The following is a 12,098-nucleotide window of genomic DNA, read 5'->3' on the forward strand; positions in this document are numbered from 1 at the left end:
CAGAGGTTGCACTCCGATACTGGGCCTCGGCACGTCGAGCTCTACGGGAGGACGCGGGATGCGACGCAGCACACGGACGGGCGGGGGCGCTCTCGCGCTGGCCGTCCTCTCGGCCCTCGCCTGTACGGCGGCCCTGCCCGCCGGTGCGCAGGCCGCCAATGCGCAGGCGGCCCCGGCCGTCGCTCCCACGGTCGAGGAGGCCCGGCTGGAGCGGGCCGCCCCGCAGGAGATCCTGCACCGCAGCGGGTTCGACGCTCTCGCGCCGCGCTTCGGGAAGGCGCTGGCCGGAGCGTCGTCGTACCGGAAGGCGCAGGAGGCCGTGGACCGGCACGGGGCGCAGCTGTGGCGGCGGGCCGTGGACCGGGTGCAGGGGCGAGGCCCGGCGGGCGGCGATCTGAGCCGGGGCGACGACCGGCCGCTGTACTGGGCGCGGCTGGCCATGACGCGCGAACTGCGCTCCTGGGCACCGGAGTTCGGGCTGTCCGGCCGGGACAGGGACCGGCTCGTGGAGCGGCTGGAGCGGACCTCGCGGGGGCAGGACAGCATCCGATTCGCCGGGAAGGGGCTGCGGCGCGTGCTGGTGACGGGCTTCGACCCGTTCACGCTGGACCGCGACATCCGGATCGGCAATCCGTCGGGGGCCACCGCGCTGGCGCTGGACGGCACGGTGATCCGTACCGCGGACGGGCGGCTCGCCCGTATCGAGACCGCCGTCTTCCCGGTGCGCTGGGACGACTTCGCGGACGGAGAGGTGGAGCGGGCGCTGCGCCCGCACCTGCGCGGGGTGGACCTGTTCACGACCATCAGCCAGGGGCGGCCGGGCCGCTTCGACGTGGAGCGGTTCAACGGGGCGTGGCGGGGCGGCTTCGGGGACAACCTGAACGTGGGCCGGACCGGGCCGGTCCCGGTCGCGGACCCCGCCTCGCAGCCCCAGTGGACGCGCACGTCCCTCCCGTACAAGAGGATCGTGGAGGCGAGCACGGGCCGGTTCCCGGTGTACGACAACACCTCCGTCACGGAGATTCCCGCAGGCCAGACCGGTCCCGTGGTGCGGCCGGACGGGCCCACGCCGGGGTCGGCGGCGCGGGCCGGGGGCGGCGGCGACTACCTGTCGAACGAGATCGCGTACCGGGCGACGCTGCTGCGGGACCGGCTGGGGCTGAAGATCCCCGGGGGCCATCTGCACACGCCGGTGCTGGAGTTCGACAAGGCGAACACCACGGAGATCACCGACCCGGTGTTCGTGAAGAACCGGTCGGACATCGTGGCGCAGGTGCGGGAGGTGCTGAAGGTGGCGGCGGCGCGGTAGCCCGGGGCTTCAGTGACGCGGGTCTCAGCGGGCCAGGCCCAAGGTCACCCCGAGTCCCACCAGCACCGAGCCGATGCCCCGGTTGAGGGCCTTCTGGCGGCGGAGCATGGCGGCGCGCAGCCGTCCGTCCGAGAAGAAGAGGGCCACCAGCGCGAACCACCCGAAGTGCGCGGCGGACATGAACAGCCCGTACCCGGCCTGCTGCCACAGCGCCGTGTCGGGCCCGACGACCTGCGTGAACGTCGAGACGACGAACAGGGTGGTCTTCGGGTTGAGCACATTGGTCAGGAACCCGGCCCGCATCGCCCCCAGCGGCGACAGCTCGCGCTTGCCCTCCAGGTCGACGGAGAGTTCGGCGCGGGCGAAGAAGGTGCGCAGGCCGATGTAGACGAGGTAGGCGGCGCCGAGGAGCTTGATCGCGGTGAAGAGCGCGGTCGAGGAGGCGATCAGCAGGCCGACGCCGAGCATGGTGTACGTGACGTGCACGAGGACACCGGCCGCGACACCGGCGGCCCCCAGCAGGCCGGTGGTCCGCCCGTACAGATAACTGTTGCGGACGACCATCGCGAAGTCAGCACCCGGGCTGATGACGGCGAGGACGGTGATCAGCGCGACGGCGAGAACTTCTGTCATGTACGTGATGCTGCCGCCGCCCGGGGTCTTGATCAACCCCTTTCCGGATACTGGAAGGCGGTACGGGAAGGCGGCCTGCGAGACTGGGTGTCCATGCGCATAGCTTCTGCCCAGTTCTCCGCCCTTCCGGGTGATGTGACCGCCAACGTCGCCACCATGGCCTCCTTCGTACGGGAGGCCGCCGCGTCCGGCGCGCGGCTGACCGTCTTCGCCGAACTCACCGTCACGGGTTACGAGTTGGGGCTGCTGACCGCCTCCCCCGAGCTGTGGATGAGCGGGCCGGACGACCCCCGCCTGACCCCCGTGCGGGAAGCGTGCCGCCAGACGGGCACGGCCGCCGTCGTGAACTGCGCCTCGCAGGGGCGGCTGGTCAGCTTCGTGTACGGGACGGACGGTTCGCCCGTGACGACGTACGCGAAACGGCGCCTCTTCGAGGGCGAGCGGGAGGTCTTCGAGGCGGGCACCGCCCCCGGCCGCTTCATCCTCGACGGCGTCCGGATCGCGCTGGCCACCTGCTTCGACAACCACTTCCCCGAGCTGGCCGAGGAGGCCGTCGCGGACGGGTGCGGGCTGTGGCTGGCCAGTTCGCTGTACGGGGTCGGGGGCGGCGAGGAGGAGAGGGCGACGGTCTATCCCGGCCTCGCGAAGGGCTTCGGCTTCCCGGTGGTGCTGGCGAACCACGTGGGGCCGGCGGGGGCGTGGACGGGGTGCGGGCGCAGTGCGGTGTGGGACGCGGACGGCGGGGTGCTGGCCGAGGCCCCGGCGGACGGGCCGGGGCTGGCCGTGGCGGACGTACCGGTGATCAGGACGTCGTAGCGGTGCTCTGGGCGTCGTCGTCGCTGTCCTCGTCGTCGATCGAGGGCTCGTCGAGGAGGTCGCGGGCCATGAGGGTGGCACCGGCGACGGCGCCCGGCATCAGGAAGACGGCGACGAACGGCACCAGGTAGGCGAGGGTGAGCGGCACGCCGAAGCCGAGGACCATCGAGCGGTGGCTCCGCAGCAGGGCGAGGCGCTCCTTCAGCTCGATGCCGCGCCGCTGGAGGGCGACGGCGGTCAGCTCCTCGGTGAGGAAGAAGCCGGAGACGCAGAAGCCGATCACCGGGACGACCGTCTGCCCGACCACCGGAATGAACCCGCACGCGAAGAGCAGGATCCCGTAGAACAGCACCCTGACCAGCACTCGGATGCTGTCCCGCGCCGAGATCCACAGCTCGCGCATCAGCGGCAGCCCGGACTCGGGGGCGGTGCCGTCGGGCGAGCGGGACTTGTCGACCCGCTCCGACAGCTCCTCGTAGAACGGCTGCCCGACGAGCAGCGTCACCGCGGTGAAGGTGATCACGGCGAGGAAGAGGGCGAGGGCGAAGAGGAGCACTCGCAGCACGCCCCGGAAGAGGGTCAGCCAGGTGTCGCCCCAGCCGTCGGCGAAGGGGGTGGCCCAGGCGACGAAGTCGTCCGACCAGGCGACGAGGCCGACGAGGGCTCCGACGTACAGGACGAGCGTGACGAGACCGGGCAGCAGCCCGAGCCCGTAACTGCGTCCGTGCTGCGTCATCCAACGCTGGCCCTTGGCCAAGTACTTGAAACCCACCCCGAGATCACTCATGGGGTCACTGTAGAGGTGTGCTGGTGGGAAGGGGTGCGGGGAGGGGAATCGGGATGCGGGCGGCGGGCGTTGGGCGGGAGACTGCACGCATGATCCCGAACTCGAACCGGACCACGGCCCCGACCCGGACCCCTCAGGAACGGGCCCTGGCCCATGTCACCGCACTGTCGAACGGCGGGCCCCTGGAGACGTCCCTGCGCGTGACGCTCAACTTCCACCCCGACCGGTGGGCGCGGGGCCGGCCGATCCTGGACGCGCTGGCGGCGGACGGTGTGTACCGCTCGCAGTTCGTGACGGGTACGAGCAACGGGGGCCTGACCGCACATCCGGGCGGCGACCGGTGGCGGTGGGAGAGCCGGATCTTCGCGGGGGCGTACGACGAGGCACCGGCGGAGGCCCGCCCGGTGTACGGGGCGCTGAACTTCCGCGCCGACGCGTACGGGGCCGCGCCGCGCTTCGGCTCGGCGTACTTCCGTCTGACGGCGCAGACCCTGTCCCGGACGACCTTCTGCTACCCCGACAGCCATCTGGAGCCGACGGACTTCGGGGTGGCGGACCGGATGCGGCTGGTCGAACTGGCCCTCGCGGAAGGCCGGGACGCACTGGACGACTACGTCGAGGCGCAGGTGCACGGGCCGGTCCGCCTGGCGCAGGACGTGGAGGCGCTGGTCCTGGACCCCTGCTACCGGGGCACTTCGGTCGAGTCGGCGGCGCGGCGGCTGGGCTGCGCGGTGGAGTGGCACCCCGGGTACCAGCTGGACGTGGAGGAGCTGCGCCGGCACGCGGACTACCGGGGCCCGGAGTACGTGGAGCTGGGCGCGTCGCTCGCGGTCGACGGCGTACTGCACGCCGGGCTCATCGGCGACGCCCTGCGGTCGGGCCGCCACGCCGAACAGGACCTGAAGAAGGTCTGGCACTGCCTGGCGCGCTTCGGGCGGCGGGTCCCGGCGTCCCGCCGCAGCACCCTGAGGGCCTGACGGGTGTCCCGCCCGCTGCGGGAGAGGGGATGCGGGACGGCGTGGTCCGAGGGCTCAGCCCCCCCCAAGCCGGTGAGGATGCCTGAATGTCTGAATTGCTCACCGCACGGCTGCGGTTGCGGCCCCTGTGCGACGACGACCTGGACGCCCCCGCCGCACTGAACGCCGACCCGGAGGTCATGCGCTACATCGGCGACGGATCAGTGCGTACGCGCGAGGAGACCGCGGCGGGGCCGGCGCGGATGCGGGGCGAGTGGGCGGCGCGCGGGCACGGGATGTTCGCCGTGAAGGTGCCGGGGCACGGTGCGCCGGTACGGGTGTACGAGCTCACGCGGGAGGCCTACGGGGCCTGAGGTCCAGGCCCCTCCTGCCTCCCGCTGCGGGCTGCGGCTACTGCTTGAGCGACTCGGCGAACGCCTGCCAGGCGGTGGGGGCGAGGAGGACGAGGGGGCTGTTCGGGTCCTTGGAGTCGCGGACGGCGACCGTCGCCGGAACGTTCAGCGCCACCTCCACGCACTCGTCGTGGGCGTCGCTGTAGCTGGACTTGCGGAAGTGCAGTTCTGGCATGGCTCACAGTTCTTCGTGGATGGCATTGATGAGGTCGCGGGACTTAGTCTCGCTCAAAGCCCGGGCGGCAACCCTGTCGAAGAGCTCGACGAAGTCGGCAGCACCGTCCCCGCCCTCCACCCAGAGCCTCGCGAACACCGTCTCCTGATAGACCACGTCCATGGCTCCGGCCTCCGCGAACGAGAGGATGTTGAACGCGTTGGACATGAGGGGGTGAGCTCCGGCGCTGAAGGGCATGACCTGGATCGTGATGTTGGGCTTACTGGACAGGCGGGCCAGGTTTTCGAGTTGGGCACGCATGACGACCCTACCGCCGACCACATGGCGCAGCGCCGCTTCGTGAATCACCGCCCAGAACCTCAGCGGCGGGTCTTCGTGCAACCTGCGCTGCCGCTCCAGGCGGGAGGCAACCACGGCCGCATCCTCCTCCGGCTTCGACTCACGCACTGCGTCCCGGCGTAGCGCGGACACGTAGTCGGCGGTCTGGAAAAGGCCAGGAATCAGCGCCAGTTGCCACACGCGGATGGAAGTGGCGGCGGCCTCCAGTCCGACGTACTCCCGCATCTTCGGCGACATGGGGGCGTCGGCCCACCACCCCTTGGCCTTGCGGCGCTCCCTGTCCAGCCTTGCTAGTTCCAGGAGGCCGCCCAGTCGCTCCGGCGAGTCGAGGCCGTACAGCTCACAGAGCACGCGGATGTCCGGGTCGCGCATGGGGACCCAACCGCGCTCCATCTTGGCGACCTTCGCCGTGGACGCGCTGATGGCCTTGGCGGCCTGCCCTTGGGTCAGCTCGGCCGCCAACCGCAAGTTGAGCAGTTCGCCGCCAAGTCTGCGGCCCAGCACGGTCGATACGCGATTGTCCTGGGAAACCTGATCCTCTTCCACGTAGCCGATCCTCTCTCACCGAAGCGCCAGTGTGATCCCGAATCAGTCGAACGAACAATCGCTCGGGGAGATTTCTCCCCAAGCAGCTTGTATCCGTGATGACGGTAACGCTACCGTCGGTCATGAACTACTCGCGCAGCGAGGTCAGTTGGGCTTCGCATGCCCCCCACCGGGAGGTGAGTGACGGTGACCGAACCCGTCCTCCAGGAAGACCGGCTCGACTACACCCCCACCGCCCGCAGCATCCCCCTCGCCAGACGCCGGGTCGCCCGGCTCGTACGGGAATGGGGGCGGCCCGAGGCCGCGGGCGACGCGGCCCTGCTGGTGTCCGAGCTGGCGACCAACGCCCTGCTGCACGGCTCCGTGCAGGGACGGCTCTTCCGCGTCCACCTCACGCTCACCGCGGCCACACTCCGGATCGCGGTCACCGACGCCCGGGGCGAGCGGCTGCCCGAGGCGCGGGCCGCGGCGGACGACGAGAAGTTCGGGCGGGGGCTGGTCATCGTGTCGATGCTGGCCGCGCGGTGGGACGTCGCTCAGTTGACCGTCGGCAAGGAGGTCTGGTGCGAGCTGGACCTCAAGCCGACGGCGGCCTGAACGGACGGCGGGGCCGGGCCCGGCCAGGTGGTGAAGGGCGGGCCCGGGTCGTGGGGCCGGGGTTCGGTTCCCTCAGGGGCGGGGGGCGGGTGCGGGGAGCGGGAACATGGGGGCACCGTAGGGACCCGCACTGACACGGGGCTGCGGGGGCGAATGTGGCCTGTGTGATTATTCCGTGTGCCGCCCTGGGGGGAACCGGAGCGGGGATTGAGTCGCAGCGGGGAGCAGCGTTGAGCAGGGGTGCGGGTACGGATGACGGGTCGTCGGTTTCCGATGAGGAGTGGGAGAGGTTTCTCCGGGACTCCGTGAACGGGGTGCCGGACGCGCCCAAGGAGCCCTCCGCGCGGGCGCGGATGGTGACGCGGCGGTTGCAGGAGCAGCCGCAGCAGGCCGTGCCGTGGCGGGCGCACACGCCGGGCAGGGCACGGCGGTTCCGGGTGTGGCATGTGTTCGTGCTGGTGGCGGCGGTCGCGTTGCTGGTGGTGGCGTTCCTGCCCGGCTCACTCGCCGGGTGGTTCGGCGGGGACGGCCCGCAGGCCGGTGGAGGCGGTGGGCGCGGCACCGTCGAGGAGCCGTTCCGGGGGTCGCCCGCCGCGCAGTGGGAGGACGGGGTGCGCGGGATCTCCGTACCGAATGCGAAGGCCGTCGGGTGGATGAGTGCGGCGCAGGTGGAGCAGGCGCTCGACAGGACCCGGGATTTTCTCGTCGCGGCCAATCTGGATGCCGACACCCTGCGCGGGAAGCGGCCCGACAAGGCGATCGCGTCCGTCAATCCGCGGCAGGAGGACACCGCGCGTTATCTGCGGAAGGCGTTCCTCACGCCGGATGCGCAGAACGATCCGCTGTTGCTGTTCAGCCGGTTCGACCCGGAGAAGGTGCGGCTCGCCGGGGACGTGGTGAAGGTGCGGGGGCAGCTGCGGCTGCGCGAGGGGCCGCGCGGGGCTGTGGAGGTGGCGAGCGACGTCACGTACGTCTATCCCGTGCGCCGGGCGAACCCCGACAGCCGGGAGGTCGAGCGGACCATCGTCCGGCGGGAGGTCGTGGCCAGTTGGGACGACCCGGCGAAGGTGCGGACCGCGCCCGGGACCTTCTCGCTCCTGTCGTACAAGGTGGACATGACCAACGGGGGGTGCGGGGTCAATCTCACCGGTTACTTCGCGCCCGAGTTCGGCACGCGTGCCGGGGGCGACGGGCCGGACACGGATCCGTACGACCGTCAGAAGCCGGTCACCGACGGCGGCGCGGACGGCTCCTGCGGGAACGCGACCCGGTCGTAGGCGGGCCGCAAGACCCCCAATACCCCCTTGTGTCACGGGTGTTCAGCCGGTAGACCCCTGCGTACCGATCATCCGCCCTTCCCGGAGGTACGCACATCCATGGCCGTACGCATACCGAGACCCGTGCTCGTCGCCACCGCCGCCCTCGCCGGTGCCGCCCTGATCGTCCCGGCGACCGGCGCCCAGGCCGCCCCCGGCCCCAAGGGGCCGCAGAAGCATGAACGTACCGATGCGGAAAGGGAGTTGAGGGGTCCGGCCGCGCGCACCGGGGCCGGTGCCGCCGAGCGGGCGCTCGGGGACCTCGGGGTCCGGCACGGCGGCCGGACCGAAGGATTCCCCCGGCGGACGAAGCTGAAGGAGCCCGCGCCCAACCCGGCCGACAAGTCGATCAAGTTGGGGCTCACGCCGTACCACGCGATAGCGCCGAAGCTGAATGCGCTGCAGAAGCAGAGCGACCGGGTGAGCGTCGAGCTGGCGGGCAAGTCGGCCGGCGGGCACGACCTGTACCTGGTGACGGTCACCGCGCCGGAGAGCCGCGGGGAGGCCGCGCGGCAGGAGCGGATGCGGGAATCGATCGAGAATTCCCCGGCGAAGGCGGCCAAGGACCGCGAGATAAAGGCGGATTACAAGACGCCTTTGTTCGTGAACAACAACATTCACGGGAATGAGTGGGAGGGGACGGACGCGTCCCTGAAGCTCATATCCGAGTTGGCGTCCGCGAAGGACGCGAAGACGAAGAAGCTGCTCGGTGAGAACCGGCTGTACTTCAATGTCACGGCGAATCCGGACGGGCGGATAGCGGGGACGCGGGCGAATTCCAACGGTTTCGACATCAACCGGGACTTCATCACCGCCACCCAGCCCGAGGCCCGTGCCATCCGGCAGATCGCCATCGACAAGCAGCCCGCGGTCATGCTGGACATGCACGGGTACGTGAACGGGACGCTGATCGAGCCCACCACTCCCCCGCACGGCGAGAACTACGAGTACGACCTCTTCCTGAAGAATTCGTACGCGAATGCGCTGGGGATGGAGGCCGCTGTGAACGGGCTGGGCTATACGCCCGCGAAGGACGGGGTCGACCCGGCCGTCATTCCGTTCCGGGACCAGAAGGAAGGGTGGGACGACTGGCCGCCCATCTTCACCCCGCAGTACATGCCCTTCCAGGGCGCGGTCGCCACGCACACCATCGAGATTCCGCTCCAGGTCAACAACGAGGAGTACGACTCGCAGCCCGTCGCCGAGCTGCGGCGGCGCTCGGCGATCAACACCGACGTCGCCGGTGCGGCCATCAAGGCGGCCATCAACTACACGTCCACGCACCGCACTTCGGTGATCGCCGACCAGATCGAGACCTTCCGGCGCGGTGCGGCGGGGGCCGAGCAGGTGCCGGTGTCCGAGGAGACCGTGCCGGGCGTTCCGGGCATCGGTCCCGAGGACGTGTACACGACCGAGTTCCCGAGTGCGTACGTCATCCCGGCGGGCGGCGACGGGCAGCGGTCCGGTGTCGCGGCGGCGCGGCTCGTCGACCACCTCGTGGCCAATGACGTGAAGGTCGAGCGGGCGCTGCGCGGCTTTAGGGCGGGCGGCAAGAGCTACCCGGCCGGGTCGTACGTCGTGGACATGAAGCAGCCCAAGCGCGGCATCGCGAATGTGATCCTGGCCGACGGGCGGGACATCAGCGCGGACGTCTCCGCGATGTACGACATCTCCGGGTGGAGCCTCGGCCTGCTGTGGGGCGCGAGCGTGGACCGCATCGCGAAGGGGACGACGGTCGACGTACCGCGCCGTGGTGTGCACGCCGCTTCGGCGACCGGGTACGTCGCCCCGTGGGGCGACCTCCAGCTCCGGCTGGACGACCCGAAGGAGATCAGTGCGCTGAACGCGCTGCTCGCGGACGGTGTGAAGGTGCGCCGGGCGGCCGACGGGACGGCGGTCGTGCCGGGTTCGGCACGGTGGAAGGCCGTGAAGCTGGCGGACCGGTTCGGGGTGGCGTTCCACGCGACGCGCGCCAAGGGGGTCGCTGCGATCGAGCGGACCCGGGTGGCGGCGGCCGTGTCGTCCGGTGAGCTGTTCGCGCTGCGCGAGATGGGCTTCGACGTGACGCCCGTGTCGACGGACGTGCTGAACGCCGGGTTCGACTGGAAGGGCGTCGGCGCGCTGTACGTGTCGGCGGACCTGGCGTACGGAGAGCTCAACGCGGCGGCGAAGGCTCGGCTGAATGCCTTCCTGAAGACGCACGGGGTCGTCGGGCTGGGTGCCGACGGGGCGAAGTTCAACGCCGACGCGAAGTTGATCGGTGCGGTCGCCGTGGAGGGCAACGGCGACGCCAACGGTGTCGTACGGGTCGACAACGCGGCCGGCAGCGCGGTGACCGGCGGGGCGCCGGGGCACACGTTCGTGTTCTCGCCGCTGTGGTTCACCGGGCTCGGTACGGGCGTCCAGGTGGACCAGTCGTACGGGAAGACGGGCGGCAACCCGCTCGTGTCCGGGCACTGGCGTGCGGGCGAGGACGGCAAGGGCGGGCCGAAGGACGCGGCGGGGCAGGCGGCCGTGGTGTCCGGGACCTCCGCGCAAGGGGCGAAGGTCGTGCTCTTCGGTACGCAGCCGCTGTTCCGGGCGCACCCGAAGGGGGAGTTCGCGCAGGTCGCGCGGGCTCTGTACGTGGCGTCCGGGGTGTGACGGACGGTTTGTGAAGGCTGTATGAACAGGGCCGTCACCCGTGGAATAGCCCGCGGCGACGGGCGCTTGATCTCCCTGCAAGCAAGCAATGAGTGCTGACATCGGGGAGTTGGTCCGCGTGAGCGGGATCGAAGTCAAGGGAACCGTCGCCGCAGGCTACGAGGACGTCCGCGAGGAGTTCGCGGCCGTCCTGGGCAACCCCGACGAGGGGCCGGACCACTCCGCCCAGCTCGCCGCGTACGTGCGCGGCGAGCTGGTGGTGGACCTGTGGGGCGGGCCGGTGATGGAGGCGGACTCGCTGACTCCGGTCTACTCCTCCACCAAGGGCGCCGCCTATCTGGTGGTGGCGCTGCTCGTGCAGGACGGGCTGCTGGACCTGGACCGTACGGTCGCCTCCTACTGGCCCGAGTTCGGGGCGCACGGCAAGGACCGGCTGACCCTGCGGGACCTGCTGGCGCACCGGGCTGGAGTGGTGGGTGCGGATGCCGGGTTCACGGCGGAGGAGCTGGCCGACGACCGGATCATCGCGGAACGGCTGGCCGGGCAGGCGCCGTACTGGACGCCGGGGACGCAGGTCGGCTACCACGCGTACGTGATCGGGGCGCTGGCCGGTGAGGTCGTGCGGCGGGTCAGCGGGCGCACCATCCAGGAGATCTACGAGGAGCGGGTGCGGGTCCCGTACGGGCTCGACTTCTACCTGGGGCTGCCGGACGCGGAGATTCCGCGGGTGCTGGACACGCTGCCGATGGCGCCGACTCCCGCTCAGCAGGCGGAGATCACGGCCAACCCGGGCAGTGCGCACTCGTTGACCGGGATCGCCTTCAACCTGAACGCCGAGAAGCCGACGGACATCGTCGAGGCGGGGAATTCGTACGCCCTGCGGGCCAATGGGCAGACGTCGTTCGGCGGGGTCGGCTCCGCGCGGGGGCTGGCCGGGATGTACCGGGCGATCCTCGGGGACGGGGTGGAGCCGCTGCTGACGCCCGCGACGCTGGCGGACTTCGGGCGGATCCACTCCGACGGGGTCGACCTGGTGGGCGGGGAGCGGTCGGTGTTCGGGGCGGGCTTCTCGGCGCTGTCGGTGGAGCGGTATCCCGTGCTGGGGCAGGGGACGGTCGGGCACAGTGGGGCCGCGGGGTCGATGGCCTTCGCCGATCCTCGGCAGCGGGTCGCGTACGGGTACGCGAGGCGGAGGTTCGTGTACCCCGGGGGTGCGGCGCCGGAGAATGTGCACTTGGTGAGGGCGATCGTGCGGGCCGCTTCGGCGTAGGGAGGGGGTGGGGGCCCTCCCCTGGCCGGGGAGGGGGCGGGGACTCCCTCCCCCTCTTCCCTTGCCCCCTTGGGCGGCGCTCCCCTCTCCGCCGCCGTCCCCTTGGGCGGCGCTCGCCTCTCCGCCGCCGTCCCCTTGGGCGGCGGGGCCGCCCCCCGGGGGCGGAACGGGCGGGCAAGGGGGCGGCCCCTCTCGCTCCGGGCCCGCCCCGGTACCGGCCCCCGCCGCACCTTGCACGCCGGGTGCGCGCAGCCACAGGGCCCTCGGGGCGCCTCCCCGTGCCGGGTAGGTGAAGCTC

12 protein-coding genes are annotated in these 12,098 nt (G+C 71.3%); 8 read left to right on the top strand and 4 right to left on the bottom strand.

What is annotated here, in order from left to right; genetic code table 11:
• Positions 1–58 precede the first annotated feature (58 nt).
• Positions 59–1,309 (top strand): pyroglutamyl-peptidase I, encoded by a 1,251-nt coding sequence (locus tag IE269_RS07900; RefSeq protein WP_189822008.1) that lies wholly within the window; start codon positions 59–61, stop codon positions 1,307–1,309.
• A 24-nt stretch (positions 1,310–1,333) separates the two neighbouring features.
• On the opposite strand, the gene IE269_RS07905 is transcribed toward IE269_RS07900, so the two are convergent.
• Positions 1,334–1,942 carry a LysE family transporter gene (locus tag IE269_RS07905; protein ID WP_189822009.1) on the bottom strand — a complete coding sequence of 203 codons (609 nt, stop codon included), beginning with the start codon at positions 1,940–1,942 and terminating at the stop codon, positions 1,334–1,336.
• Between the two features lie 93 nt (positions 1,943–2,035).
• Here IE269_RS07905 and IE269_RS07910 point away from each other — a divergent pair, with 93 nt between their 5' ends.
• Positions 2,036–2,758, top strand: a complete 723-nt coding sequence (locus tag IE269_RS07910; RefSeq protein WP_189822010.1) for a carbon-nitrogen hydrolase family protein — start codon at positions 2,036–2,038, stop codon at positions 2,756–2,758.
• Here IE269_RS07910 and IE269_RS07915 read toward each other — a convergent pair.
• Positions 2,745–3,545: an EI24 domain-containing protein gene (locus tag IE269_RS07915; protein WP_189822011.1), complete on the bottom strand. Its 801-nt coding sequence runs from the start codon at positions 3,543–3,545 to the stop codon at positions 2,745–2,747. The genes IE269_RS07910 and IE269_RS07915 overlap by 14 nt on opposite strands.
• A gap of 89 nt (positions 3,546–3,634) precedes the next feature.
• Between IE269_RS07915 and IE269_RS07920 the strand changes: the two genes are divergently transcribed.
• A complete protein-coding gene (locus IE269_RS07920; protein ID WP_189822012.1) occupies positions 3,635–4,522 on the top strand; it encodes a DUF3626 domain-containing protein in 888 nt (295 codons plus the stop codon).
• Positions 4,523–4,608: 86 nt separating this feature from the next.
• Positions 4,609–4,875 (top strand): GNAT family N-acetyltransferase, encoded by a 267-nt coding sequence (locus IE269_RS07925; RefSeq protein ID WP_189822013.1) that lies wholly within the window; start codon positions 4,609–4,611, stop codon positions 4,873–4,875.
• A gap of 37 nt (positions 4,876–4,912) precedes the next feature.
• Here the strand turns inward: IE269_RS07925 and IE269_RS07930 are convergent, their stop codons facing one another.
• Both IE269_RS07930 and IE269_RS07935 read right to left on the bottom strand, forming a co-directional pair.
• Positions 4,913–5,089, bottom strand: a complete 177-nt coding sequence (locus IE269_RS07930) for a DUF397 domain-containing protein (protein WP_189822014.1) — start codon at positions 5,087–5,089, stop codon at positions 4,913–4,915.
• A 3-nt stretch (positions 5,090–5,092) separates the two neighbouring features.
• Positions 5,093–5,974 carry a helix-turn-helix domain-containing protein gene (locus tag IE269_RS07935; RefSeq protein WP_189822015.1) on the bottom strand — a complete coding sequence of 294 codons (882 nt, stop codon included), beginning with the start codon at positions 5,972–5,974 and terminating at the stop codon, positions 5,093–5,095.
• 186 nt (positions 5,975–6,160) lie between these two features.
• On the opposite strand from IE269_RS07935, the gene IE269_RS07940 reads away from it, so the two are divergent.
• The 4 genes from IE269_RS07940 (at position 6,161) to IE269_RS07955 (ending at position 11,800) form a co-directional block, all read left to right on the top strand.
• Positions 6,161–6,571: an ATP-binding protein gene (locus IE269_RS07940; protein ID WP_308436988.1), complete on the top strand. Its 411-nt coding sequence runs from the start codon at positions 6,161–6,163 to the stop codon at positions 6,569–6,571.
• Between the two features lie 305 nt (positions 6,572–6,876).
• Positions 6,877–7,848: a hypothetical protein gene (locus tag IE269_RS07945; RefSeq protein WP_229898293.1), complete on the top strand. Its 972-nt coding sequence runs from the start codon at positions 6,877–6,879 to the stop codon at positions 7,846–7,848.
• Between the two features lie 99 nt (positions 7,849–7,947).
• Positions 7,948–10,530 carry a M14 family zinc carboxypeptidase gene (locus IE269_RS07950; RefSeq protein WP_189822018.1) on the top strand — a complete coding sequence of 861 codons (2,583 nt, stop codon included), beginning with the start codon at positions 7,948–7,950 and terminating at the stop codon, positions 10,528–10,530.
• 88 nt (positions 10,531–10,618) lie between these two features.
• Complete coding sequence (locus tag IE269_RS07955; protein WP_189822019.1) at positions 10,619–11,800, top strand: serine hydrolase domain-containing protein; 1,182 nt, start codon at positions 10,619–10,621, stop codon at positions 11,798–11,800.
• The last annotated feature ends 298 nt before the right edge of the window (positions 11,801–12,098 follow it).

The sequence above is a fragment of the Streptomyces spiroverticillatus genome, assembly GCA_014650415.1.
In the GTDB taxonomy this organism is placed as follows: domain Bacteria; phylum Actinomycetota; class Actinomycetes; order Streptomycetales; family Streptomycetaceae; genus Streptomyces; species Streptomyces spiroverticillatus.

What these genes read in the sequence shown, in the direction of transcription:
- IE269_RS07900 (WP_189822008.1), top strand. Translation starts at nt 59, where the DNA reads ATGCGACGCAGCACACGGACGGGCGGGGGCGCTCTCGCGCTGGCCGTC.
- IE269_RS07905 (WP_189822009.1), bottom strand. Translation starts at nt 1,942, where the DNA reads ATGACAGAAGTTCTCGCCGTCGCGCTGATCACCGTCCTCGCCGTCATC.
- IE269_RS07910 (WP_189822010.1), top strand. Translation starts at nt 2,036, where the DNA reads ATGCGCATAGCTTCTGCCCAGTTCTCCGCCCTTCCGGGTGATGTGACC.
- IE269_RS07915 (WP_189822011.1), bottom strand. Translation starts at nt 3,545, where the DNA reads ATGAGTGATCTCGGGGTGGGTTTCAAGTACTTGGCCAAGGGCCAGCGT.
- IE269_RS07920 (WP_189822012.1), top strand. Translation starts at nt 3,635, where the DNA reads ATGATCCCGAACTCGAACCGGACCACGGCCCCGACCCGGACCCCTCAG.
- IE269_RS07925 (WP_189822013.1), top strand. Translation starts at nt 4,609, where the DNA reads ATGTCTGAATTGCTCACCGCACGGCTGCGGTTGCGGCCCCTGTGCGAC.
- IE269_RS07930 (WP_189822014.1), bottom strand. Translation starts at nt 5,089, where the DNA reads ATGCCAGAACTGCACTTCCGCAAGTCCAGCTACAGCGACGCCCACGAC.
- IE269_RS07950 (WP_189822018.1), top strand. Translation starts at nt 7,948, where the DNA reads ATGGCCGTACGCATACCGAGACCCGTGCTCGTCGCCACCGCCGCCCTC.
- IE269_RS07955 (WP_189822019.1), top strand. Translation starts at nt 10,619, where the DNA reads ATGAGTGCTGACATCGGGGAGTTGGTCCGCGTGAGCGGGATCGAAGTC.